Origin of the sequence: Shewanella sp. Isolate7 (genome assembly GCF_022398425.1) — a bacterium.
Classification (GTDB): Bacteria; Pseudomonadota; Gammaproteobacteria; order Enterobacterales; family Shewanellaceae; genus Shewanella.
This window is the reverse complement of the sequence record NZ_JAKEVJ010000007.1, coordinates 15,997-42,117: the sequence shown is the minus strand read 5'-3', so window position 1 is coordinate 42,117 and position 26,121 is coordinate 15,997. Positions and strand designations below refer to the sequence as shown.

26 protein-coding genes are annotated in these 26,121 nt (G+C 55.0%); 17 read left to right on the top strand and 9 right to left on the bottom strand.

Going from position 1 to position 26,121, the window contains the following annotated elements; genetic code table 11:
- Positions 1-14 precede the first annotated feature (14 nt).
- The 11 genes from gspD (at position 15) to L1D47_RS02745 (ending at position 10,698) form a co-directional block, all read left to right on the top strand.
- Positions 15-2,138 (top strand): type II secretion system secretin GspD, encoded by a 2,124-nt coding sequence (gene gspD, locus L1D47_RS02795; protein WP_239882472.1) that lies wholly within the window; start codon positions 15-17, stop codon positions 2,136-2,138.
- A complete protein-coding gene (gspE, locus tag L1D47_RS02790; protein WP_239882471.1) occupies positions 2,131-3,699 on the top strand; it encodes a type II secretion system ATPase GspE in 1,569 nt (522 codons plus the stop codon). Before gspD ends, gspE begins: the two co-directional genes overlap by 8 nt.
- A gap of 2 nt (positions 3,700-3,701) precedes the next feature.
- Complete coding sequence (gspF, locus tag L1D47_RS02785; RefSeq protein ID WP_239882470.1) at positions 3,702-4,922, top strand: type II secretion system inner membrane protein GspF; 1,221 nt, start codon at positions 3,702-3,704, stop codon at positions 4,920-4,922.
- Between the two features lie 71 nt (positions 4,923-4,993).
- Positions 4,994-5,428, top strand: coding sequence for a type II secretion system major pseudopilin GspG (gspG, locus tag L1D47_RS02780; RefSeq protein ID WP_239882469.1), 435 nt, complete (start codon positions 4,994-4,996; stop codon positions 5,426-5,428).
- Positions 5,429-5,448: 20 nt separating this feature from the next.
- The gene (gspH, locus tag L1D47_RS02775) at positions 5,449-6,030 is read left to right on the top strand and encodes a type II secretion system minor pseudopilin GspH (RefSeq protein WP_239882468.1); all 582 of its coding nucleotides are present in this window, start codon (positions 5,449-5,451) and stop codon (positions 6,028-6,030) included.
- The gene (gene gspI / locus L1D47_RS02770) at positions 6,023-6,427 is read left to right on the top strand and encodes a type II secretion system minor pseudopilin GspI (protein ID WP_052813634.1); all 405 of its coding nucleotides are present in this window, start codon (positions 6,023-6,025) and stop codon (positions 6,425-6,427) included. The genes gspH and gspI overlap by 8 nt, the downstream gene beginning before the upstream one ends.
- Positions 6,408-7,172: a type II secretion system minor pseudopilin GspJ gene (gene gspJ / locus L1D47_RS02765; RefSeq protein ID WP_239882467.1), complete on the top strand. Its 765-nt coding sequence runs from the start codon at positions 6,408-6,410 to the stop codon at positions 7,170-7,172. Before gspI ends, gspJ begins: the two co-directional genes overlap by 20 nt.
- A complete protein-coding gene (gene gspK, locus L1D47_RS02760) occupies positions 7,165-8,163 on the top strand; it encodes a type II secretion system minor pseudopilin GspK (RefSeq protein WP_239882466.1) in 999 nt (332 codons plus the stop codon). The genes gspJ and gspK overlap by 8 nt, the downstream gene beginning before the upstream one ends.
- Positions 8,164-8,247: 84 nt before the next feature.
- A complete protein-coding gene (gene gspL, locus L1D47_RS02755; RefSeq protein ID WP_239882465.1) occupies positions 8,248-9,438 on the top strand; it encodes a type II secretion system protein GspL in 1,191 nt (396 codons plus the stop codon).
- A gap of 1 nt (position 9,439) precedes the next feature.
- Positions 9,440-9,916, top strand: a complete 477-nt coding sequence (locus tag L1D47_RS02750) for a type II secretion system protein M (RefSeq protein WP_041508821.1) — start codon at positions 9,440-9,442, stop codon at positions 9,914-9,916.
- 20 nt (positions 9,917-9,936) lie between these two features.
- Complete coding sequence (locus L1D47_RS02745) at positions 9,937-10,698, top strand: type II secretion system protein N (protein WP_239882464.1); 762 nt, start codon at positions 9,937-9,939, stop codon at positions 10,696-10,698.
- Between the two features lie 654 nt (positions 10,699-11,352).
- On the opposite strand, the gene L1D47_RS02740 is transcribed toward L1D47_RS02745, so the two are convergent.
- Together L1D47_RS02740 and rsmD are read right to left on the bottom strand one after the other, a co-directional pair.
- Complete coding sequence (locus L1D47_RS02740; protein WP_239853546.1) at positions 11,353-11,643, bottom strand: DUF1145 domain-containing protein; 291 nt, start codon at positions 11,641-11,643, stop codon at positions 11,353-11,355.
- Positions 11,643-12,230 (bottom strand): 16S rRNA (guanine(966)-N(2))-methyltransferase RsmD, encoded by a 588-nt coding sequence (rsmD, locus tag L1D47_RS02735; RefSeq protein WP_239882463.1) that lies wholly within the window; start codon positions 12,228-12,230, stop codon positions 11,643-11,645. Before rsmD ends, L1D47_RS02740 begins: the two co-directional genes overlap by 1 nt.
- A 248-nt stretch (positions 12,231-12,478) precedes the next feature.
- On the opposite strand from rsmD, the gene ftsY reads away from it, so the two are divergent.
- From ftsY to rpoH, 4 genes are all read left to right on the top strand, one after another.
- The gene (ftsY, locus tag L1D47_RS02730) at positions 12,479-13,930 is read left to right on the top strand and encodes a signal recognition particle-docking protein FtsY (protein ID WP_239882462.1); all 1,452 of its coding nucleotides are present in this window, start codon (positions 12,479-12,481) and stop codon (positions 13,928-13,930) included.
- Between the two features lie 83 nt (positions 13,931-14,013).
- Positions 14,014-14,715: a cell division ATP-binding protein FtsE gene (gene ftsE, locus L1D47_RS02725; protein ID WP_239882461.1), complete on the top strand. Its 702-nt coding sequence runs from the start codon at positions 14,014-14,016 to the stop codon at positions 14,713-14,715.
- A gap of 14 nt (positions 14,716-14,729) precedes the next feature.
- A complete protein-coding gene (gene ftsX / locus L1D47_RS02720; protein WP_041508827.1) occupies positions 14,730-15,695 on the top strand; it encodes a permease-like cell division protein FtsX in 966 nt (321 codons plus the stop codon).
- A gap of 496 nt (positions 15,696-16,191) precedes the next feature.
- Complete coding sequence (gene rpoH, locus L1D47_RS02715) at positions 16,192-17,049, top strand: RNA polymerase sigma factor RpoH (RefSeq protein WP_041508828.1); 858 nt, start codon at positions 16,192-16,194, stop codon at positions 17,047-17,049.
- A gap of 40 nt (positions 17,050-17,089) precedes the next feature.
- Here rpoH and menE read toward each other — a convergent pair whose 3' ends face one another.
- The 5 genes from menE to L1D47_RS02690 form a co-directional block, all read right to left on the bottom strand.
- Positions 17,090-18,604, bottom strand: a complete 1,515-nt coding sequence (gene menE / locus L1D47_RS02710; protein ID WP_239882460.1) for an o-succinylbenzoate--CoA ligase — start codon at positions 18,602-18,604, stop codon at positions 17,090-17,092.
- Positions 18,601-19,659 (bottom strand): o-succinylbenzoate synthase, encoded by a 1,059-nt coding sequence (gene menC / locus L1D47_RS02705; RefSeq protein ID WP_239882459.1) that lies wholly within the window; start codon positions 19,657-19,659, stop codon positions 18,601-18,603. Before menC ends, menE begins: the two co-directional genes overlap by 4 nt.
- The gene (gene menH / locus L1D47_RS02700) at positions 19,656-20,441 is read right to left on the bottom strand and encodes a 2-succinyl-6-hydroxy-2,4-cyclohexadiene-1-carboxylate synthase (RefSeq protein ID WP_239882458.1); all 786 of its coding nucleotides are present in this window, start codon (positions 20,439-20,441) and stop codon (positions 19,656-19,658) included. Before menH ends, menC begins: the two co-directional genes overlap by 4 nt.
- Positions 20,441-22,144, bottom strand: coding sequence for a 2-succinyl-5-enolpyruvyl-6-hydroxy-3-cyclohexene-1-carboxylic-acid synthase (gene menD, locus L1D47_RS02695; RefSeq protein ID WP_239882457.1), 1,704 nt, complete (start codon positions 22,142-22,144; stop codon positions 20,441-20,443). The genes menH and menD overlap by 1 nt, the downstream gene beginning before the upstream one ends.
- A 99-nt stretch (positions 22,145-22,243) precedes the next feature.
- Positions 22,244-22,672 carry an Lrp/AsnC family transcriptional regulator gene (locus L1D47_RS02690; RefSeq protein WP_239882456.1) on the bottom strand — a complete coding sequence of 143 codons (429 nt, stop codon included), beginning with the start codon at positions 22,670-22,672 and terminating at the stop codon, positions 22,244-22,246.
- Between the two features lie 168 nt (positions 22,673-22,840).
- On the opposite strand from L1D47_RS02690, the gene yjeH reads away from it, so the two are divergent.
- The gene (yjeH, locus tag L1D47_RS02685) at positions 22,841-24,100 is read left to right on the top strand and encodes an L-methionine/branched-chain amino acid transporter (protein ID WP_239882455.1); all 1,260 of its coding nucleotides are present in this window, start codon (positions 22,841-22,843) and stop codon (positions 24,098-24,100) included.
- A gap of 71 nt (positions 24,101-24,171) precedes the next feature.
- Here the strand turns inward: yjeH and L1D47_RS02680 are convergent, their stop codons facing one another.
- Both L1D47_RS02680 and L1D47_RS02675 read right to left on the bottom strand, forming a co-directional pair.
- Positions 24,172-24,624: an energy transducer TonB gene (locus L1D47_RS02680; protein ID WP_239882454.1), complete on the bottom strand. Its 453-nt coding sequence runs from the start codon at positions 24,622-24,624 to the stop codon at positions 24,172-24,174.
- 267 nt (positions 24,625-24,891) lie between these two features.
- The gene (locus L1D47_RS02675; RefSeq protein ID WP_239882453.1) at positions 24,892-25,128 is read right to left on the bottom strand and encodes a hypothetical protein; all 237 of its coding nucleotides are present in this window, start codon (positions 25,126-25,128) and stop codon (positions 24,892-24,894) included.
- A gap of 267 nt (positions 25,129-25,395) precedes the next feature.
- Here L1D47_RS02675 and L1D47_RS02670 point away from each other — a divergent pair, with 267 nt between their 5' ends.
- Positions 25,396-26,109, top strand: coding sequence for a methyltransferase domain-containing protein (locus tag L1D47_RS02670; protein WP_239882452.1), 714 nt, complete (start codon positions 25,396-25,398; stop codon positions 26,107-26,109).
- Positions 26,110-26,121 lie beyond the last annotated feature (12 nt).

Sequence of the window (26,121 nt, the reverse complement as noted above, 5' to 3'; positions counted from 1 at the left end):
AGGGGAAGTCATTAATGAACAACAAGAAAATACGCCGCAACCTTATCGCGAGCGTCGTGATGGGCGCCTCGCTGTTAGCGCCACAAGTGGCGTGGTCGGAACAATACGCGGCTAATTTCAAGGGCACTGACATTCAGGAGTTTATCAATATCGTTGGTAAGAACCTGAACCGGACTATCATCGTCGACCCTACCGTACGCGGCAAAATCAACGTACGCAGTTATGATCTGCTCAACGATGAGCAGTACTATCAATTCTTCCTTAATGTGTTGCAGGTCTATGGCTACGCCGTGGTCGAGATGGACAACAACATCATCAAGGTGATCAAGGACAAAGACGCCAAGACCTCGGCGATCCGCGTTGCCGACGACAGCACTCCAGGCCTGGGCGATGAAATGGTGACCCGAATCGTCGCCCTCTATAACACTGAGGCCAAACAACTTGCTCCTTTGCTGCGTCAGCTCAACGACAACGCGGGTGGCGGTAACGTGGTTAACTACGACCCGTCAAACGTATTGATGATCTCCGGCCGTGCGGCCGTGGTGAACAAGCTGGTGGAGATCGTCCGCCGGGTCGATAAGCAGGGTGATACTGAGGTGCAGGTGGTGCCGTTGGAATACGCCTCTGCCGGCGAGATGGTGCGTATCATAGATACCCTGTACCGCGCAAGCTCCAACCAGTCCCAGCTACCGGGTCAGGCGCCTAAAGTGGTTGCCGACGAGCGTACCAACGCGGTGATCGTCAGTGGTGACGAGAAGAGTCGTCAGCGCGTGGTGGCCCTGATTAAGAAATTGGATGCCGAACAGGCGACCACAGGTAATACCAAGGTGCGTTACCTGCGTTATGCCAAGGCAGAAGATCTGGTAGAAGTGCTGACCGGTTTCGCCGAGAAGTTGGCCAAAGATCAGGACGGTGGTCAGTCCCAGGGCGGTCGCAGCAAGCGTCGCAACGAAATTAACATCATGGCTCACCCAGACACCAACGCCCTGGTGATCAGCGCCGAACCGGATCAGATGCGCACGCTGGAGAGTGTCATCAACCAGCTGGATATTCGCCGCGCACAGGTGCTGGTAGAAGCCATTATCGTCGAGGTCGCCGAGGGTGACGATGTCGGCTTTGGCGTGCAGTGGGCCACAGAGGCCGGTGGCGGCACCCAGTTTAATAACTTAGGCCCCACCATCGGTGAGATCGGTGCCGGTATCTGGCAGGCTCAAGATGAGAAAGCATCGCAAACTTGTACCGGTTCAGGTGACAATTTGACCTGTACCGACAATCCAGACAAGAAAGGTGATATTACCCTGCTGGCGCAGGCGCTGGGCAAGGTGAATGGTATGGCGTGGGGCGTGGCCATGGGCGACTTTGGTGCCCTGATCCAGGCGGTTTCCAGCGATACCAAGTCAAATGTACTGGCAACGCCTTCTATCACCACACTGGATAATCAGGAAGCCTCCTTCATCGTGGGTGACGAGGTACCTGTGCTGACCGGTAGCCAGAACTCCAGCAACGGCAACAGCAACCCCTTCCAGACGGTCGAGCGTAAAGAAGTGGGCGTGAAGTTGAAAGTCGTGCCACAGATCAACGAAGGCACCACGGTTAAGCTCACCATCGAACAGGAAGTCTCTGGTATCAATGGTAAGACGGGTGTGGACGTGACCTTTGCTACTCGCCGACTGACCACCACAGTGATGGCCGATTCGGGCCAGATCGTCGTGCTCGGTGGTCTGATCAACGAAGAGGTGCAGGAGAGCGTGCAGAAGGTACCTTTTCTCGGCGATATCCCTATCTTGGGTCACCTGTTCAAGTCATCATCGAGCGGTAAGAAGAAGAAAAACCTTATGGTCTTTATCAAGCCGACCATCATTCGTGATGGTGTGACTATGGAAGGTATAGCCGGTCGTAAATACAACTACTTCCGCGCCCTGCAGCTAGAGCAGCAGGAGCGTGGCGTGAATCTGATGCCAAATACCAGCGTACCTATCCTGGAAGAGTGGAGTCAGGAGGAGTACCTGCCGCCTGAAGTGAATGAGGTGCTGCAACGTTACAAGGATCGCAAGGGACTCGATACCAAGATGCGTGAAACCGATCCTGCGCTGAAACAGATCAACGAAAACAAGCAGCAAGATAAGCAAGATGAGTGATATCCAAGCCGCACAAAACGAGGAACTGGCCCAGGTAACGAGTGAACTCGGGCTAGCCTCGGAGGCCGAATCCGATGAGGTATTTCACTCAAGCAGTCGTGACCGTCTGCCCTTCGCCTTCGCCCACAGATTCGAGTTGGTGCTGGAGAAGAGCGACACCGGATTGACCCTGTATCACACAGTTAACACGCCGATAGAGGCGATGCTGGAGGTGCGTCGCTACACAGGCCAGGAACTGGCATTGGCTCTGCTTGAGCCTGATGTGTTCGAGGCCAAGCTGACCCAGGTGTATCAGGCCAACTCTTCCGAAGCGCAGCAGCTGATGGAAGATATCGGCAACGAGATGGATCTGTTCACTCTGGCCGAGGAGCTGCCCCAGACAGAAGATCTGCTCGAGGGTGACGACGATGCGCCTATCATCAAGCTGATCAATGCGCTCCTGTCCGAGGCGATCAAAGAGGAAGCCTCAGATATCCATATCGAGACCTATGAGAAGCAGCTGGTGGTGCGTTTTCGTGTCGACGGTGTGCTCAAAGAGGTGCTCAAGCCGAATCGCAAGCTCTCGTCGCTACTTGTCTCGCGTATCAAGGTAATGGCGCGTCTGGATATTGCCGAGAAGCGTGTGCCGCAAGATGGCCGTATCTCGCTGCGTATTGCCGGCCGTGCGGTCGACGTGCGTGTGTCCACCATGCCATCTAGCCATGGCGAGCGCGTGGTACTGCGTCTGCTGGATAAGAATGCCGGTAACCTGGACCTTAAACAGCTGGGGATGACCGACACCATACGCGAGCAGTTCGATGAGCTGATCCGTAAGCCTCACGGCATTATTTTGGTGACCGGTCCTACCGGTTCGGGTAAGAGTACTACCCTGTACGCGGGGCTTACCGAGATCAACGCCATCGACACTAACATTTTGACCGTCGAAGACCCGATCGAATATGAATTGCCTGGCATAGGTCAGACCCAGGTGAATACTAAGGTCGACATGACCTTCGCCCGTGGCCTGAGAGCCATTCTACGTCAAGACCCTGACGTGGTGATGATAGGTGAAATCCGTGACCTTGAAACGGCGCAGATCGCCGTGCAGGCTTCACTAACGGGTCACCTGGTGATCTCGACCCTGCATACCAATACCGCCTCGGGCGCCATTACCCGTCTGCAAGACATGGGGGTTGAGCCCTTCCTAGTCTCCTCGAGTCTGCTGGGCGTGCTGGCACAGCGCCTGATCCGTACCCTCTGTCCTCAGTGTAAGACGGAGCACACGCCAGACTTGCGTGAGCGAGAATTGCTGGGGATCAGCGAAGACGATCCGCGCACCATCTACCGCGCGACAGGTTGTGCTGCCTGTGGTCACAACGGTTACCGTGGCCGTACCGGTATCCACGAGCTACTGCTGGTGGATGACTATGTTCGTGAGCTTATCCATACCGGACGCGGCGAGCTGGCCATCGAGAAGCATATTCGTAAGACGGTACCTAGTATTCGCCATGACGGCATGATCAAAGTCCTCGACGGGGTGACAACCCTGGAAGAAGTGCTGCGCGTCACTCGCGAGGAGTAGCCATGCCAGCATTTGAGTACAAGGCGTTAAACGCCCAGGGCAAACAGCAGAAAGGGGTTGTCGAAGCCGACACGGCGCGTCATGCCAGGGGACAATTGCGTGAGCAGCGTCTGATGCCGCTGGAGATCACCCCAGTAGTCGAGAAGGAAGCCAAGGCGAAGAGCGGTGGTTTCAGCTTCAAGCGCGGCATCTCGGTCGCCGAGCTGGCACTGATCACCCGCCAGATAGCGACTCTCGTGGCTGCAGGTTTGCCGGTGGAAGAGGCACTCAAGGCCGTTGGTCAACAGTGTGAGAAGGACAGGCTCGCCAGTATGGTGATGGCGGTTCGCTCGCGCGTGGTCGAGGGTTACAGCCTGGCCGACTCGATGGCGGAATTTCCTCATATCTTCGACGATCTCTATCGCGCCATGGTGGCTTCTGGCGAGAAATCAGGCCATCTAGAGATAGTGCTCAACCGCCTCGCTGACTATACCGAGCGTCGTCAGCAGCTAAAGACCAAGATGACTCAGGCGATGATCTACCCCATAGTGCTGACGCTGGTGGCTATCAGCGTTATTGCCATCTTGCTGGCCGCCGTGGTGCCTCAGGTGGTGGGTCAGTTCGAGCATATGGGCCAGGAACTTCCCTGGACGACACAGTTTTTGATCGCCTCATCGGATTTTGTTCGCGACTATGGCCTTATCGTCATGGGTATCATCATAGTCCTGATGGTCGGTGCCAAGCAGTTGCTGCGCAGCGCGGCCAATCGGATGAAGTTCGACACGGCAATACTCAAGATGCCGGTTGTCGGACGGGTGAGTAAGGGACTTAATACGGCGCGATTTGCGCGCACCTTGAGTATTCTGACCGCCAGTTCGGTTCCGCTACTCGATGCCATGCGTATCGCCAGCGAGGTCTTGATGAATGTCAGGGTGCGGGCGGCGGTCGAGGAGGCTACCGCTAGGGTACGTGAAGGCACGAGTCTAGGCGCGGCGCTCGCCAATACTAAACTTTTTCCCCCTATGATGCTCTATATGATCACCTCGGGTGAAAAAAGCGGTCAGCTTGAGCAGATGCTAGAGCGCGCCGCCGACAACCAAGACAGAGAATTTGAGTCTAATGTCAACATCGCCCTGGGGGTGTTCGAGCCTATGCTGGTGGTCAGCATGGCGGCCGTGGTCCTGTTTATCGTCCTGGCGATTCTGCAGCCGATCTTAGAACTCAACAACATGATTAGTGGTTAACGTCCAAGCGTTAACTACCAACAGCCGTCCTAACTCCAGACGTTAGGGTATTTTTTATAGAGGAAGTATTAATGCAAGCAAGAAACAAGCAAAAAGGTTTTACCCTACTGGAAGTTATGGTGGTTATCGTTATCTTAGGGATCCTTGCTTCTATGGTTGTGCCTAACCTTATGGGCAACAAAGATAAAGCCGACATCCAAAAGGCGGTATCTGACATTGTTGCACTGGAAAATGCCTTGGACATGTATCGTCTGGACAACAGCGTCTACCCAACGACAGAGCAGGGACTGGAAGCCCTGGTAGAGAAGCCAACTATCTCACCCGAGCCACGCAACTACCGTGCCGATGGCTACGTGAAGCGTCTGCCACAGGACCCATGGCGTAACGATTACCTGCTATTGAGCCCAGGTGAGCAGGGTAAGATCGACATCTTCAGTGCCGGTCCTGACGGTCAGCCGGGTACCGAAGACGATATCGGTAACTGGAACCTGCAAGATTACCAATAAGCCTTAGGTCGAGTCTGTCTATGCGTGGCGTCCGCCAATTTGGTTTCACCCTGCTAGAGGTCCTGCTGGTCGTCTTGCTGATGGGATTGGCTGCCGCCGCGGTGACTTATACTACTAGCGGCGCCGATCAGCATAAGGCGCTGGAGCGTACGGCGCGCCAGTTTATGGCCGCCACCGAGCTGGTGTTGGATGAGACCATACTCAGCGGTCATTTCATCGGTATCGTCATTGATGAGAAGCGCTATGAGTTCGTTTATTACGATGAAGGCAAATGGAAGCCACTGCAGCAAGATCGCCTGCTGGCGGCCAAAGAGATGGAACCTGGAGTCGAGATGCATCTGGTGCTCGATGGTTTGCCTTTAATCCAAGAAGATGAAGAAGATGATGAGTCCTGGTTCGATGAGCCGCTCATCGAGCGCAGTGAAGATGAGAAGAAAAAGTTTCCCGAGCCTCAGGTGATGCTGTTTCCCAGCGGCGAGATGAGCGCCTTCGAGCTGACCTTCGTCGGTAAAGATGAGCGAGGCCAGGAGATAGAGGCCCTGGTGGTGGGTGATGCCTTGGGGCGTCTGACCCTGGGCAGAGAGGATGGATTCGATGAGTAAGCCCAGGCTAGGCCTGAGTATCAAGGCCAGAGGCCGCAGCGCAGGTATGACGCTGCTTGAGGTGATCGTTGCCCTCATGGTGTTTGCCATCGCCGCCGTCTCCATCACTAAGAGTCTGGGTGAGCAGATGGCCAATATGCCGATACTCGAGGAGCGCACCCTGGCCCAGTGGGTGGCCAGCAACCAGATGGTAGATGCCCGCCTGGAGAAGAAGTTCCCCGACCTTGGCCGTAAAGATGGCAGCGTCGAGCTGGCGGGAAAAGAGTGGTATTGGCGCAAAGAGGTGGTGAAAACCACAGATGATAATTTTCGCATGATACGCATCAGTGTCAGTGACGATGATCGCTACCAACGCGTCATCGCCCAGGTGAGTAGCTATGTCCTTAAAGAAGAATAAGACTACTCGCGGTTTTACCCTGCTGGAGATGCTGATCGCCATCGCCATCTTTGCCATGTTGGGTCTGGCGGCCAATGCCGTGCTCAGCACTGTGATGAAAAACGATGAGGTCACCGCCGAGTTTGCCCAGCGGCTGAAGTCGCTGCAACAAGGATTCGGGGCTTTAGAGCGAGATTTTGGCCAGATGGTGGCCCGCACCCCACGCCTGTTGGAAGGCGGACGGGGCTCGACCGTGATTCAAACCGGTAAAGATATGTTCGACTCCGAGTCGGAGGCCATCGTCTTTTATCGCATCGGCTGGCTGAATCCCGATGGTTTGTTGCCGCGGGGCAGTCTGCAATCTGTGGCCTATGTGGTGCAGGACAATAATCTGGAGCGTTGGTATTTTCCCTATCCCGAACCGGAATTTGGCGCCGAGCCGATCAAGACTGTGGTGATTAAGAACGTTCTCTCGGTGGAGTATTCCTTTTATGTCGAGGACAAGTGGGAGCGTAAGTTTGACGCTACCAGCCTGCCCAAGGCGATCGCCATGGCCGTTGAGGTGGAAGGCCTAGGCAAGGTGCAGCGCAAGTTCCTGCTACCGCTAGGGGCAACGCTTAGCAAAGATAATTCGGGTAACAATAACGGCAACAATAACAACGGCAACAATAACGGCAACAACTCGGGCGGTAACAACTCGGGCGGAAACAATACTGGTGGCAACAACAGTGGCGGCTCCGGTGGCAAGGAAGATGGCGATGAATAACCTGCCAGGAAAGCAGCGTGGCGTGGCGCTGATCGTCGTTTTACTGATTGTGGCGATGATCGCCATCATTGCCACTAACATCAATAGCCGCAACCAGATATCTGTGCGTCGTACCATCAACTTGGCGCAGTATGATCAAGCTTATTGGTATGCGATATCGGCCGAAGAGCTGGTCAAGAAGGTGCTGAAGCAAGATTTAGACGATGCCGATGATGGCAAGGTGCATCGGCAACAATATTGGGCTCAGGCCGATGTGGTATTTCCGGCAGAGCAGGGGGAGATAGGCGGTCGAATCAGCGACCTGCAGGCCTGTTTTAATCTTAACGCCCTGGCTATTGAGACCACAGAGGTGGAAAACGGCCAGCCTAAGCTGCCATTGGCGGCGATACAGTTTAAGGGGCTGCTGGTTGCGCTGGGGATGGATGATTTCTCCGCCGAGCGTCTGACCCATACGCTGAAAGATTATATCGATGAGGACACGGTCGCCAGCCCTTTCGGTGCCGAAGATGCCGACTATGAGTCGCGAACCGTGCCCTATCGCGCCGCTAACACGTTGATGAGTCATCGCAGCGAGCTGCGGGCGGTGATCGGCTTTAGTCAGGAGGTCTACCTTAAGTTGGCCCCCTATATCTGCGTCATTCCAGGTAATGATCGCCAGGTGTTGAACGTCAATACCATAGAGGTGGAGCAGGCGGCGCTGCTGGCGGGAATGTTTGATAATAAGATCAGCGTGGGCGAGGCCGAGAGCATCATTAATCAGCGGCCTGGCGACGGCTATGACAGCATGGAAGACTTCTGGTCCAATGGCTCCATCTCTGGGCTGCGTCAGCAAAAGAACCTGGAATCGAGCTTTAGCCTCAAGAGTAAGTATTTTCTGTTAGAGGCGGGTGCTAAGGTTGATAGTGCCACTTTTAGGATGCAAAGTGTATTACGTGTGGGCGGTAACAACCAGCTGGACGTCTTGACCCGTCAATATGGCGGCCAAAAATAATCACTTAGGTGGGCCATGCTCGTCTAGGCTAATAAAAGGACAAGCTCATCGAGAGCAACTTCATGAGACTTGTGGAGAAAGACATTGAGTGAAAGATTATTTATCCGATTAGGAAGAAGCGCGGAGCAGAGCTGCTCTTGGCTGGTGTGGTCGGAGCAAGAGCAGGAGATCATCGCCTCGGGAGAGCTGAGCGACGCCCAGGGGCTGTCGACGCTGACCGAGCGCGCCGGTAACCGTCCGGTAGATATCCTGGTGCCCGCCTCCGCCATTACCCTCACCTCGGTGGAGCTGCCAGAGAAGGGCCAGCGTCAGGCGCTGAAGGCGCTGCCTTTCATGCTGGAAGAGAGTCTGGCCGAGAATGTCGATGAACTGCATTTTGTTCCAGGCCCTCGCAGCGGCGAGTCTCTTAGCGTTGCCGTGGTGGCCCACGAACAGATGCAGACCTGGCTCTCCTGGTTGAGCGAGGCAGGCATCAAGGCGCGTCAATTGGTGCCCGACTGTCTGGCTCTGCCGCTGCAGGAATGTCAGTGGGCGGCGATGAAGTTTGGCCCGGATTACCTGCTGCGTACCAGCGCAGGTAGCGGTGTCAGCCTGGATGCCAACTGGTTCCAGGCCGCCCTGCCTAAGCTTGCGGAGGCGCAGGAAGAGACGCCTATCACCCTGGCCAGTTATAGCGACATGGACATTCAAGGCGTCGAGGTGAAGCCTCAGCCGCTGGATCTGCCTATGCTGGTGTTGGCCAAGGGGATCCTCAACGCGCCGTTGAACCTACTCAGTGGTATCTATACCCCTAAGCGTGAATACAGCAAGCATCTGCTACTGTGGCGTAATGCCGCCATGGTTATCTTGGTGGCCCTGGTGCTGGCCTTGGTGAACAAGGGACTCAACATTCATCAGATGAATGTTGAGCGTGAAGGCTTGCAGCAGCAGACCGGTGAGATCTTCAAACAGGTGATGGGCAGCTCGCGTATGGTCAACGTGCGCTCGCAGATGCAGAGTCAGCTGCGTACCCTGCAAGGGGCTGGCGGCGGTATGGCCTTCTTTACCATGCTGGACGATCTCGCCGAGGGTTTCGCTAAGGTGCCGCAGCTTAAGCCGACCAGTCTGCGTTTCGACAGTGGCCGTAACGAGCTGCGCATGCAGATCACCGCCAAGAGCTATGCCCAGATCGAACAGTTCAAGGAGCTGATCTCGCCTAATTTCCAGGTGGATTCCGGCGCCATGAACAGCGGCGAGGATGAAGTGACCAGTACCTTAACCCTGAGGAGCAAGTAAGATGGACAACATTAAGACGTGGTGGAATGGCTTAGTGTTGCGCGAGCAGCAGCTCGTGGCGGCTTGCGCCATAGTGTTGGGGGTCGGCATCCTCTATTGGGGGATCTGGACGCCTATCAGTCAGGCCGAGGCAGATGCACGGCGCAACCTGACGGCCCAGGAAAGTACGCTCAATTATGTGAAGCAGACGGCCAACAAGATCGCCGGTCTTAAGCAGGCCGGTGGTAAGAAGGGCTTCTCAGGCAGCCTCAGCACTGTGGTGACGCAGAGTGCCAAAAGCTATGGCCTGGAGATCACACGTATGCAGCCACAGGGCAATAAGATCCAGGTGTGGATGGACGAGGTGCCCTTCGATTCGCTCTTGGATTATCTGAGTGACCTGGTACAGCAGAAGGGTCTCTCCCTGGATAATCTCGATCTGGCCGATGGTGAGGCCGAGGGCTTCGTCAAGGTACGTCGCATCCAGTTCTCGCAGTAACTAAGTAGTAAGGGTTTTTTGTGGGTCTAGTGAAAAAAATTGTTATCGGCGTTTTCGTCTATCTGGTGTTTCTTATCGCCCTGTTTCCGGCGAGTCTGGCGGTTAAGTTGGCCCCCTTGCCTAAGCAAGTCAGTGTTTCAGGGAGCTCGGGCACCATCTGGTCTGGTGAAATAGACACCTTAATGCTGCAAAAGCGTCGCCTGGAGCAGGTGAGCTGGCAATTGAGCCCTTGGGGACTACTGACGGGCAAAGCCAATATCGACTTCGTCGTGGGCAGCCGTGCTACTGCAGTCAACGGTAAGGGATTCGTCAGTCTTTCTATGTCTGGCATAGACGCCAGCGGCGTGCGTTTCGATGCACCAAGCGAGTTCCTCGTGGGCAATACACGTCTGCCGTTTCGTACCCAGGTCGGGGGTAACTTTAGCCTGATGCTACAAAATATGGAGCAGGGCGAGCCCTGGTGTCAGCAGCTCACGGGTAAGCTGTTTGCCCAGCAGCTGCAGGTGAACAATCAGTTTGGCAAGTATCCATTGGGAGACGTTGCCGTGGCACTCAGCTGTGTCGATGGCAACATTAAGGTGCAGACAGACGACAGCATGAATGCCTTAGGCCTGACGGGTCATGCCCTGTTGAAGGCCGATAAGCTGCTGCAGGTTACTGCCAAGATAAAAGAAACTCAGGCGCAACCAGAAGATCTAAAGCAGGCGCTGAGCTTCCTCGGCAAGCGTGACAGTCAGGGGTACTACCCGATCAATTATCAGGGACGGGTGCCCGGACTCTAGTTTTGTCATTTGGAGTCATAAAAAAAGCCTCTATCTGGGGCTTTTTTTATGACTGCTTTTTATAAAGAATGAGAGCAAATTATACCAATCACAGTAGACATGTGATCAGAAATCGCGCAGGAAAAACGCTTGAGAACAAAGCAGGATTATTAGATAAGTAACCTCAACTCCGGATAATCTAAGTCTCTCAGCACGGCTCTTTTAGCGCCTAACGTCGTTAAAATCAACGCAATAGACCAGCTATTGTCTTATGATTTTGCCTTGTTTTGCATCTAAAATGGCCGCACTGAGTCATGAGATAATATTGCTATTCTGCAAATCAAAGAATGATAGCCTTTCTTATCCAGAGTTCAGGTTAAGTAGTTATTCTCCCGTGCTTGCTCTGCGTGTGCTTAAAGTGGATAGATGCTAGGCACAGTTTGCAGCGAATGGCCCTAGTCCTTCGCAAGAACTGTAACGCAGCAAATACCGCTGTAAGCCTCGCCCTGCGGGGCTTTGATAGCAACACCATTTCGGCGTTATTCAACTTCAGCAGGCCTCGGCATGCCCTCAGTTGAATGCCTTGAACTGTCGCTGCTATCAAAGCCAGAGCTGTGCGACGACTTGTTCGCACCTTCCCAAGCTAGAATGATCAATTGTTTATTACGATTGGTATTAGGCCTGCTTGTCGGTGATGCCTTGCTGCATCACCCGCTGACGATATTCCAGCAGACTGAATACACCGAAGAGCATGACATTCAGGTACTGGCGGAAACCTAGGGTCATCAGTGGCTTAAACAGGGTGCGGAAGATCAGTGTCTGCAGGCCGTGCATCACTAGGGTGATCGCCAGCAGTAGGGTCAACAGCATGCCTATGTTGCCTTCCGCCGGCGCAAATAGGTTGTAGATCATGACGGCCCAGGCAAATAGGGTGATCGCCTTGCCGATAAGAATCACCAATTTCATTACTCTGTCTCCGTGTGTTCGACTCGATACAGGCGATAGGTCACCTGACCGGCTTGTTTCTCTTTCAGTGGCATCCAGCCGCTGGGCAAGCCGAGGGGCGGATGCTCTTTCTCTGTCTCCACATAGACCAGAGCATTCTGATTGAGCCAGTCTTGGGCGACCAGCGCATCGATACAGGCCTGGGCGAGCCCTTTGCGAAACGGTGGATCGATAAAGACGACATCGAAGCCCTCGGCGGGTGGCGTCTTGAGCTGCACTAGGGTGTCGCCCTGAACGACATCGGCGCAGTCGCAATTGAGGGTAGCGAGGTTTTGTTTGAGCTGCTTAGCCGCGCTGGCCTGTAGCTCAAATACCTTGGCGTACTTGGCATAGCGAGAGAGCGCCTCGAAGCATAGGGCACCACTGCCGCCGAAGCAGTCGAGCACGCGGGCACCAGGAAGATCGCCTGCGATCCAGTTAAACAAAGTTTCCCTGACTCTGTCCGTGGTGGGCCTTAGCCCCTCGAGATCTTGTATCGGCAGTTTTCTGGAGCGCCATTGTCCGGCGATGATCCTTACCTGTCCGCTTGCGGGTCGATTTCTTGCCATTTTCTACCTGTATTGTGTGGATTCATTTAGCGGAATTTGGCCTAGCCAGATTAAGTGATAGACTGTTGCGCTAAATTGAGGTCGCTATTTTAACGTAAAGCATCAGAAAAAGGTGCAAAGCCCAGGGCATTAACGAAAAAAATGCCGTGTTTTTCTGCGTCATTAACCTAGCTATCTGGTTATAATAACGGGCGCAAAACGACTTTATAGCGAATTTTGAATCAGTTAGTTGAGTACTGGTATTACACATGGCAAAAAAAGGTTTTTTTTCTTGGTTCCGCAAAGATAAATCTAAGCAGGAAGCGGCGGCACCAGAAGTAGATGTTTCGACCCAGGCTGAGACCCAGGCAGAGACAGAGCTGGCCCAGATAGAGGCCGAACAGGCGCGTCTTGATGCAGAGAATGAACGCCAAGCTGCCGAGCAGGCCCGTCTTGAAGAAGAGAATGAGCGTCTGGCCGCCGAGAGGGCAGAGCAGGAGCGTTTGGCCGCCGAGAGGGCAGAGCAGGAGCGTCTGGCCGCCGAGAGGGCAGAGCAGGAACGCCTGGCCGCCGAGCAGGCTGAGCAGGAGCGTCTAGCTGCCGAGAAGGCAGAGCAGGAGCGTCTGGCCGCCGAGAGGGCAGAGCTGGAGCGTCTGGCTGTCGAGAGGGCAGAGCAGGAACGTGCTCATGCCGAAAAGCTTAGAGCCGAGCAGGCAGAGCAGGAGCGTCTTGAAGCTGAGCAGCAAGCGCAGGCCGAACAACAGCCTGAGCCCCAGCAGAAGCCGACCAAAGAGGGCTTCTTTGCCCGTCTAAAACGTGGACTGAAACGTACCAGCGAAAATATCGGTAGCGGTTTCATCGGCCTGTTCAAGGGTAAGAAGATCGATGATGAGCTGTTCGAAGAGTTGGAAGAGCAGTTGCTGATCGCCGATGTCGGTGTGGAAACCACCAGTCGCCTTATCGCCAGCCTGACAGAGCAGGCGAGTCGTAAACAGCTTAAAGATGGCGAGGCACTCTACGAGCTGATGCGCGAAGAGATGCAGAAGACCCTGGAGCCGGTGAGCATCCCTCTGGTGCCTGAAAACAGCGATGGCCCCTTCGTTATCCTCATGGTCGGCGTCAACGGCGTGGGTAAGACCACCACCATTGGCAAGCTGGCCAAGCAGTACCAAGCACAAGGTAAGTCGGTGATGTTGGCGGCGGGTGATACCTTCCGCGCGGCGGCCGTCGAGCAGCTACAGGTTTGGGGTCAGCGCAACGATATTCCGGTTGTCGCCCAGCACACAGGCGCCGATAGCGCCTCGGTACTCTTCGATGCACTGCAGGCGGCGCGTGCCCGTAAGATAGACATCTTGATCGCCGATACCGCCGGACGCCTGCAGAACAAGGCTCACCTGATGGATGAGCTGAAGAAAGTGGTGCGGGTGATGAAGAAGCAAGATGAGAGCGCCCCTCACGAGGTGATGTTGACCCTGGATGCGAGTACGGGTCAGAATGCCATTAGCCAGGCGCAGCTGTTTAAAGAGGCGGTTGGCGTCACGGGTATCACCATGAGTAAGCTCGATGGCACGGCCAAGGGCGGCGTGATCTTCGCCATTGCAGATAAATTTGGCATACCAATTAGACACATAGGTGTCGGTGAGCAGATCGATGATCTAAGAACTTTCGATGCGAAAGACTTTATCGACGCCCTGTTCAGCCATGAGGATGAGGCCAAGTAGCAAACGGCTAGGCGTAAAGCCAGGGCCAGTCGAATTCGGCTGGTCCATCAAAACACTATTGCAGCATCTAAGATTGGGTACTTATGATTCGATTTGAGCAGGTTAGCAAGGTTTATCCCGGTGGTCAGAAGGCCCTCACCGATGTGAGTTTTCATCTGAAACGCGGTGAGATGGCGTTTTTAACCGGCCACTCCGGGGCGGGCAAGAGTACCCTGCTTAAGTTGATCACAGTGATCGAACGGGCCAATGCCGGTCGTGTCGCCATCAATGGCCATGACATCGCCAACATCAGACCCAAGGATGTGCCCTTCCTGCGCCGCGATATCGGCATGATCTTCCAAAATTATCACCTACTGATGGACCGCAGCGTCTTCGACAATATAGCCTTGCCTCTGGTGATCGAGGGTTTCGCCCTGCACGAGATCAAGAAACGTGTCATGGCGGCCCTGGATATGGTGGGCTTGTATGGCAAAGAGCGCCATTATCCCATCATGTTGTCTGGCGGTGAGCAGCAGCGCGTGGGGATCGCCCGCGCCATTGTTAACAAACCGCCGCTGTTGCTGGCCGACGAGCCCACGGGTAACCTTGACCCTAAGTTGTCCATGGATATCCTGCGCCTGTTCGAGACCTTTAACGATGCCGGCACAACCGTATTGATCGCCACCCATGATCTGGGACTCATTGCCAGAATGCGTTATCGCACCCTGACCCTGAAACAGGGGCGCATATTGGGCGGTGACGAGTTGGCAAGTGCTCAGCCCACTGCCAACCTGTTTGGCGAATAATTGAGGAGAGTCAGATGAGTCAGCAACCTCAATTGGTGCGCAGTAAATTACCCATCAGCGGCCGCATAGTGATGTTTTTCATTCGTCATATTCAACATGCCATGGGCAGCATGGGGGAGTTGTGGCGCAATCCGGTTTCTTCCCTGATGACCATGGCCGTGCTTGGGGTCAGCCTGAGCCTGCCTGCGGCATTGCAGGTACTGGTGAAGAACGCTGAAACTATTACTCAATCTTGGAACAGCGCCGCCGAGATCTCCCTGTTTATCGATGAGGGGCGCAGCGAGCGCAGTATTCAGAGCCTCATCAGCCGGATCAGTGCCTATTCTGAGGTGAGTGCCGTCAGCTATATCGACCGCGATAAGGCCTTGGAAGAGTTTCAGCGCCTCTCAGGTTTTGGCGAGGCACTGGCCTACCTGGATGAGAACCCGCTGCCGGCGGTGATCACTGTGACCCCAAGTATCAAGTATGCCAGCCCTAACGGTGCCCGCGAGCTGCTGAAGAAGCTGGAGCTTGAGCCTGAGGTGAGTTTTGGCCGCCTGGATATCGAGTGGTTGGAACGCCTGCAGGCCGTTGTGCGGTTGCTGGAGCGTACCGTGATGGCCATCGCCGCCTTGTTGGTATTGGCCGTGGTGCTGGTGATCGGCAACACAATACGCCTGGCCATCATGAATCGCCGCACTGAGATCGAGGTGATGAAGCTGGTGGGCGCCACCGAGAGCTTTATTCAGCGCCCCTTCCTCTATACCGGGATCTGGTTCGGGGTCATTGGCGGCATCCTGGCCTGGGTGATCATCAATCTGTTGGTCTGGTATCTCGACGGCGCGCTGGCGAGTCTGTTGGGACTCTACGGCAGCACGCTGGAGATGCAGTCGCTGACATTGGTGGAGCTGGGCGAACTGATACTGTTGGCCTCGTTTCTTGGCTGGTTGGGCTCCTATCTCTCGGTGCGCCAACACCTGCGGGCGATAGAACCTTCCTAGGGCCGGTTTATCTTTCGCGTTCATTTTTGCAGCATTCTGTATCGATTTTATACAAGGCAGAGCGATTGTAATCTTGTGCTAAATCAATGAGCGATAACGCAGTAGAAAAATGATACAGACGCTGCCCGCAGGGTTCGTCTTGAGCGCGTTCAACTCTTTGTTACTCGGCTTTTATATAGAATAACTATACTCCAAGCCTCCTGCCGCGATTTGAACGTGCTCAATTAGAACAAAATTTGTTCTCAAAAGGTCAACAGGCCCTAGTCGACACCGGGGTTTTTATGAACTAATTTTCACTTGCACTGTCTATAGAATCGGGTGAAATTAAACCCTATTCAGCTTCGAGTGTTGACATAGACTGTCAGATAGTTAATAGTTCATCAGCTTGTCCCTGGGCGTAAATTCCTTTCCATAGACTCCCACGGAATGCCGTTTTCAAGCGGCGCTGAGCACTCAAAGCGTTAAATTTAAGCAAGATAAGAAGTTAGGAGCGTTAATGACAAGTCAAACGCAATCAATGGCACTAATGGTACCTCAAAGCAGCAGTAGCTTAGAGGCTTATATCCATTCTGCGCACAACATTCCCATGTTGGAGGCGAATGAGGAGTATGAGCTGGCGAAACGTCTGCAGGAGACCGGTGACATTCAGGCTGCGAAGCAGTTGATTATGTCTCATCTTCGTTTCGTTATTCATGTCGCCAAAGGTTACGCGGGTTATGGTCTGCCACAGGCGGATCTTATCCAAGAGGGTAACATTGGTCTGATGAAGGCGGTAAAACGCTTTGATCCCGACGTGGGTGTACGTCTTGTCTCGTTTGCCGTGCATTGGATTAAGGCCGAGATCCACGAATACGTGCTGAAAAACTGGCGTATCGTTAAGGTAGCGACCACCAAGGCGCAGCGTAAGCTGTTCTTTAACCTGCGTAAGGCTAAGAAGCGTCTCGGTTGGTTTAGCGACGAAGAGGTGACCATGGTTGCCGAAAACCTGGGGGTCTCGAAGAGCGATGTGACCGAGATGGAATCACGCATGGCGGCGCAGGACCCAGCCTTCGATCTGGCTAGCGACAACGATGACGACCAGGACTATGCACCTGTGCATTACCTCGAAGATCATTCGTCGGATATTGCCTCTCAGGTCGAAAACGACAACTTCGAAGCCGATAACCAAACCCGTCTTCTGGCGGCCATCAAGACCCTTGATGAGCGTAGCCAGCATATCCTACAGGCGCGTTGGTTGGACGAAGAGAAGACCACGCTGCAAGAGCTGGCGGCAACCTATCAAGTTTCTGCCGAACGTATCAGGCAGCTCGAGAAGAACGCCATGAACAAGCTCAAGGGCCGCATGGAAATGTAACGCGCCTAGCCCTTAGGTCAATGCAAAGAAAAACCTGCTATCAAGCAGGTTTTTTTATGGCTAATTTATGTTGCTCGGCTACCGCCTGTATCACCTGCTTGCGTGCTAACTTTAGCCCTGTCTGCTCCACCTCCGGCCAGGTGAAATATCGGCGAGGGCGTTTAAAGCGGGCGATAGTCTGGCAGAGAAATTCATCGAGCGCCTCGGGCGAGGGGGATTCTCCCTTGATGATCGCCGCCGGTAACAGGCCGAACTCCTCATCTACAATACCGAATACCAGTGCCTCTTCGATGCCGGGGTGGCATCGAAGCACCGCCTCTATCTCTTCGGGCTGCACGTTCTCGCCGCCGCAGATAAACATGTTGTCTGTGCGCCCTAGAATGAGCAGCTCGCCTTCAGGCGTTAACCGGCCGCGATCTTGGGTGCAGAACCAGCCATCCTTATCCAGTGGCCTGGTGATGCCATGGGGAGGCTTATCGCTCAGGTAGCCGAGAAACAGGGTCTCGCCGCGCACATAGATAGCCTCATCGACAATTTTAAGCTGACGCCCAGGCAAAGGCTGGCCGCAGCTGCCCTGAACGTTGGCCCTGGCCGTGGTGATCTGTGAGCTCATCTCCGTCATGCCATAGCTGGTAAAGGCGGGAATTCCCATTGGCACCAGGCGCTCGATCAGCCGCTCATCTATGGCGCCGCCACCCAGCAGCAGCGCCTTGAGGCCCTTTAGTGTCTCGGGGGCGTCGTTAAGCAATCTCACTAGCTGGGTGGCCACCAGAGAGAGATGGGTCAGGGGAGTCGCCTTGAGTTGTTCCGCCAGTGAAAGCTCTGACGCTGGCAAGGTCAGGGCCGCGCCAGCCAGGGCGCAGCGATTGACTATCGCCAGGCCGCCGATATGAAACAGCGGCAGGGAAAGCAGCCAGTTGTCCCCTCGATGTATGGGGATCTTCTGGGTCGAGCCAAGGGCGCTGGCGATATGATTATTTAGGCTGTGAACGGCCGCCTTGGGCATGCCGCTACTGCCCGAGGTGAGTATGATGTTGCAGGGCCGCACCGTGTCTATCCTGATTGCTTCTATTTTAGTTACTTCTGCCTGGTTAGCGCGAGTCTCGGCAAGTGATGCCTCGGCGTCTAAGGTCAGCGTCAGGCCTGGCTCCGGAAGCAAGTCTTGATAGGCCTCGCCAGCCCAGAAATAGTTGAAACCATAGCGCTCGGCCAACCTGGCTATCTGCGCCCTGGGGAATCTGGGATTTAACGGACAGAAGATGGCGCCGAGATCGATACAGGCCCAGTAGAGGATCACCAAGGCGAGCGAGTTCTGGTCGATGCAGGCCAGCTTGTCGCCAGTCCTTATCCCCAGGCTATCTAGCTGCTGCGTGCATTGTCTTACCCTCAGAGCCAGCTGAGCATAGTCGATGGCGCGATACTCGCCATCATGCCAGTGATGCAGTGCGATTTGTGCTGGCACCCGAGTTGCCATCAGGTGTAGCGGCGAGATCTCTAGCGTTTCGCGGCTAATTTGGGAGCTAGCTTCTTGGCTCGTGTCATGGTTATGCTTCAAACCGCCTCCCGCGCGACCTGCTTCAGGCAGATCAGGTTTTCCAGGGTCAGACAGCGATTCTTGCCGGTCGACACCAGCAGATCGGCGCTAAAGGCGCTTAAGGTGTCCAGCCCTGGTACCTCATCCGGCGTAAGGACCTCGCACAGATCCCTCAGGGCATTGATGCCGAGGCTGGCTTCCAGGCTGGCGCTGAGGATCACCCTGACCCCAGCCTCATGGGCCTGCCGAGTCATGGCCTGTAGGTCTGGTAGCGAGCCTAAGATCATCGGCTTGATGATAAGGGCGGTGAGCCCTGGTGCCATGGTAAATCGATAGTCAGGCTGGTTCAGGCTCTCATCCAAGGCAAACCCCACGCCTAAGGTTCGGTACAGGGCAGAGTTGTCGCCAGGGTCTTGGCAAGGCTCTTCGACATATTCGATCGCCTCTAGCGGCAGACAGGCGAAGAAATCGATGGCGGCTTCGAGGGTGAAACAGCGATTGGCGTCCAACCGCAACTTGAGATCTGGGCGGCGAGCCAGGATACGGTGGATCATGGCGATCTCCTGGGCCATGGAGGTCTGCCCCACCTTGACCTTTACCGCGTGTACCGCGTCATCTAGGCCATCGATGCGGGCATCCAACGCCTGAGGCGCCTCATCCTGCGCCTGATAGATGAGGGGAATGGTTCGCGCTTGCTGTCTGGCGGCGGGCAATCGTCCCGAGAGTCTGGCGTGCAACAACGACAGGCCAAAGGCCAGCGAGGGCAGCTTGGTCGCCTGGGCTGAGGTCACCAAGGTGTCGACAGCCTGGCCGACTAAGGTGTCTAACAGCGGCATCAGCTCGTCGATCACCTGAGTCAGTGACTCCTGGCTAAAGCCTTGGAGGGGCTGTTCGTCGACATCCAGGCCATTCAGAGGCGATATCTCGACCTCGCAGCAAACTGACTCGCCCAGTGCGTCTGCTGCGCAGGCCCTGAGTACCAATCCTTGTCGGTTATCGATACGCTGTTTGCCTACCGGCAGCAGTTTGTCTAAGGGGATCTGGTAGCGATAGAGGCTGAGTTGACTAAGTATCATGCTTGTGTCCTGAGCTGAGCGATGAGGAGATCGCAGAAGGCCTCTGGCTGTGCCAGATGCACGTTGTGGCCCGACCCTGGTACCCGATAGAGGGAGATCTTTTGTTTAGCCTGCCAGGCTTTGGCCAGGGCGAGAAACTTATCGTCTTGCAAGCCTACATAATAATGCCAGTTTAAGGTTGATTGTTCAGGTATGCTCGACAAATCAGCCTGGTGGCCTAAGGATGTTGGCAGGTAGATGCTGGCCAGCGCCGCAGGGCGATTGTGGGAGCGCGCCTGAATGAGCTTCTGCCTTTCTTGATCATCGAGGGAGGCAAATACTCCCTGTTGGTACCAGAGTGATAGAAAGTCTGGGACGGGTAGGGAAAGCAATTTCTGTTGCCACGCCGCGTCCTGCTCGAGTCTCAAGTTACGCTCGTCATCGCTAACAAGACCCGGGTGGCAAGACTCCAGATGGATGCTGAGCAGGCGCTCCTGTGCCTGATCGGCCAGATGCAGGGCAATGCGACCACCCAAGGAGTAGCCTAACAGATGAAAGCGGTTCACCTTGAGTTTGTCCAGTGTCGAGAGGATCTGCGCCACGACGCGATTGAAGCCTGGCGAGTGTGGATCCCCTTCAAGGGCTGGGCTGTCACCATGGCCGGGCAAATCTAAGGCGATACAGTGAAAATGCCGGCTGAGTCTGGCAAGGACAGCCTGCCAGTCATGCTTGTCACCGAGGAAACCATGCAACAACACCAGTACCGGCTTGCTGCGGTCGCCTTCACTCCGATAGGCCAGCATCAGCTTTGCTTTATCCAGGCGGCGAGGCGAGCTATCTGTTCGCTGGCCTGATCCTGCGCCACACAGACCTCAATAACCGAGGCGCCCTGGTAGGCCAGGGCGTCGTCGTAGGCCTCATTAAAGCTATGTAGATCCTCGACGCGATTGTAGGGCAGGCCAAACATGGCCGCGCCATAGCCAAACTCCAGTCCATGGGCGAGGCGATAGTAGCCGCTGCGCAGCTTCTCATCGGGCACAGGCAGTAGATTGAAGATGTTGCCGCCGTCGTTGTTGAGGATGACGATCACGAAGGGGCCCTGCTGCTTCGCCGCTAAGGCCAGAGAATTGAGATCGTGCAGCTGCGACAGATCGCCGATGATCAGCGTGGTAGCACTGGCCTTGTGCGCCGCGATGCCACAGGCACTGGCCAGCAGGCCGTCGATGCCTGAGGCGCCACGGTTGGTATAGATGCGAGGAGCTACAGGCGTGATGGGCGCATACATGTCGTAGAGGCGCACCGGCAGGCTGTTACCGATAAATAGCTGCTGCTCGCCGCGCCGGGCGATGGCACGCACCACCTGGGCCTCGCCAAACTCGGCGTCGTCTATCTGCTGCTGGAACAGGGTTGCCAGTTGTTCGTTGGTCTCAATTAGTTGCATCGCCCAGTTGGCTGCGGACGATCTCGGCCAGGGAAGCTGGGTAAAGGCGCTAAGTGGGCTTATCCAGACTTGTTTGGCCGAGTGACTCGGGTCGAGGCGGGTCTGACGCGGCAGTACCTGCCAGTAACGCTTCCATTTCTGCTCACCCAAGTAGCCGATCAGGCGTTTCGACAGCAAGCGTCCGCCAAACACCAGCACGGTGTCGGCCTCCTGAAGCAGCGCCTTGGCCTTGGGCTGGTGCAGCAGTTGATCTATGTTGCCGATCGCCCCGCCGTGCTGTCTAAGCTGGGACTGAGCGTCGGTCAGCAGCGGCCAGCCGAGCTTCTGCGCCAGTTCGACTAATAACTCTGGCTGCTCCTCGGGTGCCAGCGTGCCGGCGATGATCACCCCTTTGCCATGGACGAAACGCGCCAGGGCATCCGGCGTCGGCGCGCTGATAAGCTGGGCGTCGGCATACTGGTTATAGGGCTGGGCGCTGTGTTGCCAATTGCCTAAAGGGCTCAGGTAGTGGGTAAAATCGGCGCTCATGGAGCCGGGGTACAAGGGCTCTCGATACATGCAGTTGACGTGCACCGGCTGCGTGGCGTTGGCGACTGACTCGTCGAGTAGGGTGAGCAGCGCCTGGGGCGGGATCGCCATATCCGGTGTTGGCAGATTGACCTGTTTGGCATAGTCGGCAAAGATCGCCGGTTGCACTATCGCCTGGTTGGCACCGCAGCCAAGCAGTTCTGGGGGGCGATCGCCGGATAAGACAATCAGCGGCACCTGGGTCAGCCAGGCCTCGACGATGGCGGGATAGAGATTAGCGACCGCCGTGCCCGAGGTGGTGATGATGGCGACAGGGGCGCGGCTGGCCTTAGCCAGCCCAAGGGCCAGAAAGCCAAGACCCCGTTCGTCAAAATGAAGATGCTGCTTGAGCTTAGTCTGTTTGGCCGCCGCCAGGGTGAGGGGCGTCGAGCGGGAGCCGGGCGCCATGCAGACATGTTGCACTCCCAGGCGTGCCAGCTCTTCGAGGATAAGCGAGCCCCAAAGAAGGTTCAGTTCGGCGGTTTTTTCAATCTGCATAATGGTTTAACCAATGAAAGAGTTAAACGATAGTCTATCGTTAAGCATATAGTAAAGGAATCCACGGGCCTAAACTGTTACCCATGTTCCGTCCTGTGACTAACCGCGATTGTCGATCCATTCGCTCATCACCACATGGGTCTTGAGCTTGATGATGTCGGTCTGGGCGTCGATATATTCGCGGATCTCATGCAGGCGGCGCATGGAGTCGGCCTGCACATAGACCAAAAGATCCATGTCGCCCGTGATGCCGCGGCAGGTGATCACCTCTGGGATAGATTGGAATACATGCACCACGTCGGCGCAGCGGGGACAGCGGTGTTGGATCTCGAAGTAGGCGGAGACTCCCTCTTTCTGCGACTCGCTGAGCAGTACCTGATAACCGCGGATGATCCCTGTCTGCTCCAGTTTCTTGATCCGCTCCGATACGGCGCTGCGAGACAGGCTGACGCACTCGGCGATGTTGGAAACGCTCTGTCTGGCGTCTTGTCTCAGGGCGTTGATGATGGCCTTATCAAACTTGTCCAAGCTGTCCTCTCTTGTCGCTGACAAAGTTAGTACCGACAAAGTGTCGGTGAAACGATAAAATTCCGTCAAAGTGTCGGCTCTATTTTGAGTTTCGGCGGAAATCTTTGACAGATTGTTTGACCCGCTAAGTCTATACTATCGCCATAGATAACCCTAACAGAACCTAAGATGGAACATAATCACGGTACTATTGGTCGCTGGCAAGGTGCCGGTCTGATGGCCACCACTTTGCTTGGCACTGGCGTATTTATCCTGCCGGAGATGACCATAGCCACGGCGGGTCATGGTGCCCTACTGGCCTGGATTTTACTCACACTGGCGATCATCCCTGTGACCTTAGTGTTTGCGCGTCTGGCGGGGGTATTCCCCCATGCTGCCGGCCCAGCCTATTTTGTCGAGAAAGCCTTCGGCCGCACCGCAGGGCGCACGACCGGACTTATCTTCCTCCTGGTGGTGCCAATAGGCACACCCGCTGCCATCTTGATGACCTTTCAGTTTATTAACGCCCTGGTACCCCTGGTGGGCTGGCAACAGTTGCTGACCGAGTTGGCCCTGCTGCTCCTCTTGCTGGCGCTCAACCTCAAGGGAATACAGGTGTCGGCCAAGTTGCAGTTTGCCCTGACCCTGGCCATCGTCTCTGTGGTGGTGATTTTGTTTGGCGCCGGCGGTGCCAAGCTTGGGGATCTCGAGCTGGCGGCGCCTCAGGCGGGCAGCGACATGGGGCTGGTGATGGCCGCGGCCGGTATCGCGTTCTGGAGTTTTCTCGGTATCGAGGCGATGACCCATCTGGCCAACGACTTCAAGCGCCCGGAAAAAGATATGCTACCCGCGATGATCATAGGCACCATTCTGGTGGGTCTGGTCTATGTTACCTGTACCTTACTCCTGCTGTTTGTGCCTAAGGGGGAAGGGCTCGCCATGGTCAACGCCTTCGATCATCTGCTTGGGGGCTATGGCGCTCAGGTGATAGGTATTCTCGGGATTGCCGGTGGACTCTCTACGGTCAACGTCTATACCGCCAGCGTGGCGCGGCTGATCTGGAGCTTCAGTCGCGAAGGCGTGCTGCCCCGTTATTTCGATAAGCTTAACCAGCACAGGGTGCCGGTGCGAGCACTGGTGGCGGTACTCCTTACCATGGCGACGGTGATCTGCCTGACCTACCTGTTTGGGCAGGAGCTGGAACATCTGATCGCCTGGACTAACGGGGTGTTCGTGCTCATCTATCTGGTGTCTATGTTGGCGGCGGCCAAGCTGTTGAGTAAGCGCTACCTACCACTGGTGATCATGGGTGTTGGCTTCTGCCTGGCCATGGCCCTGGCGCTGGGGGCTAACATGCTCTACGCCTTGCTGCTGGTCTCTGTACTCGCCCCGCTACTCTGGTGGCAGAAGACCCATCTGGTACGTAAGCAGACCTGCCGTGTTGGATAGAATAGCTTGAGTCGAGTTGTACATGGCTTGGAGGCTGCCTTAGCTGCCTCCTTAGGAAAAGGCCATACGATTCAGATCTGTTGATCTAGCTTGAAGTCGAGTCGCACCTGCTGCCTGGTTTGTGGGATGACCCGTCCCTCTTCCATCTTAGGTTTATACTTCCATTTCTTTAACGCGTTGACGGCCGCACGGTTAAAGATCTGCTTCGGATTAGCCTCAATCACCTTGATGTTCTCGACCGCACCGCTGGCCGTGATGTCAAATTCCAGCAGCACGTAGCCCTCCTTGCCCTCCTGGGCAGCCGATACGGGATACTGAGGTGATACCTGAATGATAGGCAGGGCGTCGCTTGTGTCGTTTACCGTATGTGAGTCTTGGGTGGTATTGACGACCTTAGGCATCTCGATGACACCCGGTAGCAGCCCGGTTTCGCTGGTTTCACTCTCTTCGAAGCCTTCGACGCGCCTAGGGCCTGTTGATCTTTGCCGTTTGTTTTTGCAGCAGTTTGAAGGTGATTTATACAAGGCAGAGCCTGTGCCGTGTAGTATCCTACACAAACTGGCGATAACACCGTAGAAATGGCCTACAAACGCTGCCCAACGGGTTCATCTAAACGCGCGCTGCACTTTATGAAAGGCTTCCTGTCTTTCACCGCAGGCGGTCAGCTACGCTGTTAGAAATCGTTCCAGACGATTTCTTTGTTGTTCGCCATTCACATAGAGTAACTATGCTTCATGGCTCTCGCCTCGCGCAAAACGCGTTTAGATTGAACAAAAATTAAACTTGAAAGATCAACAGGCCCTAGGAGGCTGCAGCGGATCTTGTTTAGGTTCGATGATGGTTTCCCGCTGCTTCTCTATTGGTGGCTTGGGCTCGAAGGAGAGGTTAAGGTCTGGCGTTGCAATAGCGTATGTTTGCGTTGGCTGTTCGTTATCGATCAGTTTGGCCATGAAAGCGAACAGAGATAGGGTGATCACGCCACCGACTATGGCGATAAAGGTTCGTTTTAACAGTGCAGTTTCTTTCAAAAAGCATCCTTACCTTATTATCTTTGCTACAAGTGATACCGCCTATTTGTAAGCAAATGTAAATAACGAACTTATAGGGTTATTACCCTTTTTTAGCCTTGGCTAATAAAAAATCACTTCGAGGCTCAATTGAGATATTTTTAATTACACTTCAATAACCATTGATTTACATTTTAGGGCTTATCCTTGGGCGAAACAGAACACTTGGATGGGACATGTGTGAAGACTATTAATCTTATTGTGTTATCACTTTTGGGGGGATTGATCTTGGGTGGTATCAATTCGAGTTATGCAGGGGAAGCTTCAGCGATACGGGCGGCCGTCGAGCATCCAGAGAGATTGGCCCGTGACAAGGCGCGCGATGGCAGCCGCCATCCCGAGGCGATATTAAATTTCTTCGAGGTGGCGCCAGGGCAGCGGGTGCTGGATCTCTTCTCCGGCGGTGGCTACTACAGCGAGCTGTTAGCGCGTGTGGTGGGGGAGCAGGGCAGCGTACTGGTACACAATAATCAGGCCTATCTGCCTTTCGCCAAGGAAGATCTGGCAGAGCGCCATTACGAGACGCGTCTACCCAATGCCGAACTCATTGTCTGTGAGGCGGACGAGTTACAACTGCCTGACGAAAGCTTAGATCGCATCTTCTTTATCCTGGGCTTTCACGACACCTATTATCATGAGCCAGGCTGGCCGGCGATTGACAGAGAAAGGCTATTAAAGCAGATGTTTAGCAGCCTAAAATCCGGTGGTCTGGTGGCTATTATCGACCATGATGCCGCAGAGGGCAGCGATAGCAGCACGGCTCACGAACTGCACCGTCTGGCCAAGCGGCATGCGATCGATGCCATGGAGACGGCCGGATTTAAGTTGCAGGCGAGTCTGGATGTGCTGGAGAATCCGGAAGATAAGCTGACCCTGTCTGCTTTCGATGAGGCAGTGCGCGGCAAGACCAGTCGCTATGTGCTGAAATTTGTGAAGCCCTAGCTTGTAGTTACC

Bases quoted from the DNA above. Each gene is read 5' to 3' on its own strand.
- gspD (WP_239882472.1), top strand. From the start codon at position 15: ATGAACAACAAGAAAATACGCCGCAACCTTATCGCGAGCGTCGTGATG.
- gspE (WP_239882471.1), top strand. From the start codon at position 2,131: ATGAGTGATATCCAAGCCGCACAAAACGAGGAACTGGCCCAGGTAACG.
- gspF (WP_239882470.1), top strand. From the start codon at position 3,702: ATGCCAGCATTTGAGTACAAGGCGTTAAACGCCCAGGGCAAACAGCAG.
- gspG (WP_239882469.1), top strand. From the start codon at position 4,994: ATGCAAGCAAGAAACAAGCAAAAAGGTTTTACCCTACTGGAAGTTATG.
- gspH (WP_239882468.1), top strand. From the start codon at position 5,449: ATGCGTGGCGTCCGCCAATTTGGTTTCACCCTGCTAGAGGTCCTGCTG.
- gspI (WP_052813634.1), top strand. From the start codon at position 6,023: ATGAGTAAGCCCAGGCTAGGCCTGAGTATCAAGGCCAGAGGCCGCAGC.
- gspJ (WP_239882467.1), top strand. From the start codon at position 6,408: ATGTCCTTAAAGAAGAATAAGACTACTCGCGGTTTTACCCTGCTGGAG.
- gspK (WP_239882466.1), top strand. From the start codon at position 7,165: ATGAATAACCTGCCAGGAAAGCAGCGTGGCGTGGCGCTGATCGTCGTT.
- L1D47_RS02750 (WP_041508821.1), top strand. From the start codon at position 9,440: ATGGACAACATTAAGACGTGGTGGAATGGCTTAGTGTTGCGCGAGCAG.
- L1D47_RS02740 (WP_239853546.1), bottom strand. From the start codon at position 11,643: ATGAAATTGGTGATTCTTATCGGCAAGGCGATCACCCTATTTGCCTGG.
- rsmD (WP_239882463.1), bottom strand. From the start codon at position 12,230: ATGGCAAGAAATCGACCCGCAAGCGGACAGGTAAGGATCATCGCCGGA.
- ftsY (WP_239882462.1), top strand. From the start codon at position 12,479: ATGGCAAAAAAAGGTTTTTTTTCTTGGTTCCGCAAAGATAAATCTAAG.
- ftsE (WP_239882461.1), top strand. From the start codon at position 14,014: ATGATTCGATTTGAGCAGGTTAGCAAGGTTTATCCCGGTGGTCAGAAG.
- ftsX (WP_041508827.1), top strand. From the start codon at position 14,730: ATGAGTCAGCAACCTCAATTGGTGCGCAGTAAATTACCCATCAGCGGC.
- rpoH (WP_041508828.1), top strand. From the start codon at position 16,192: ATGACAAGTCAAACGCAATCAATGGCACTAATGGTACCTCAAAGCAGC.
- menC (WP_239882459.1), bottom strand. From the start codon at position 19,659: ATGATACTTAGTCAACTCAGCCTCTATCGCTACCAGATCCCCTTAGAC.
- menH (WP_239882458.1), bottom strand. From the start codon at position 20,441: ATGCTGGCCTATCGGAGTGAAGGCGACCGCAGCAAGCCGGTACTGGTG.
- menD (WP_239882457.1), bottom strand. From the start codon at position 22,144: ATGCAGATTGAAAAAACCGCCGAACTGAACCTTCTTTGGGGCTCGCTT.
- yjeH (WP_239882455.1), top strand. From the start codon at position 22,841: ATGGAACATAATCACGGTACTATTGGTCGCTGGCAAGGTGCCGGTCTG.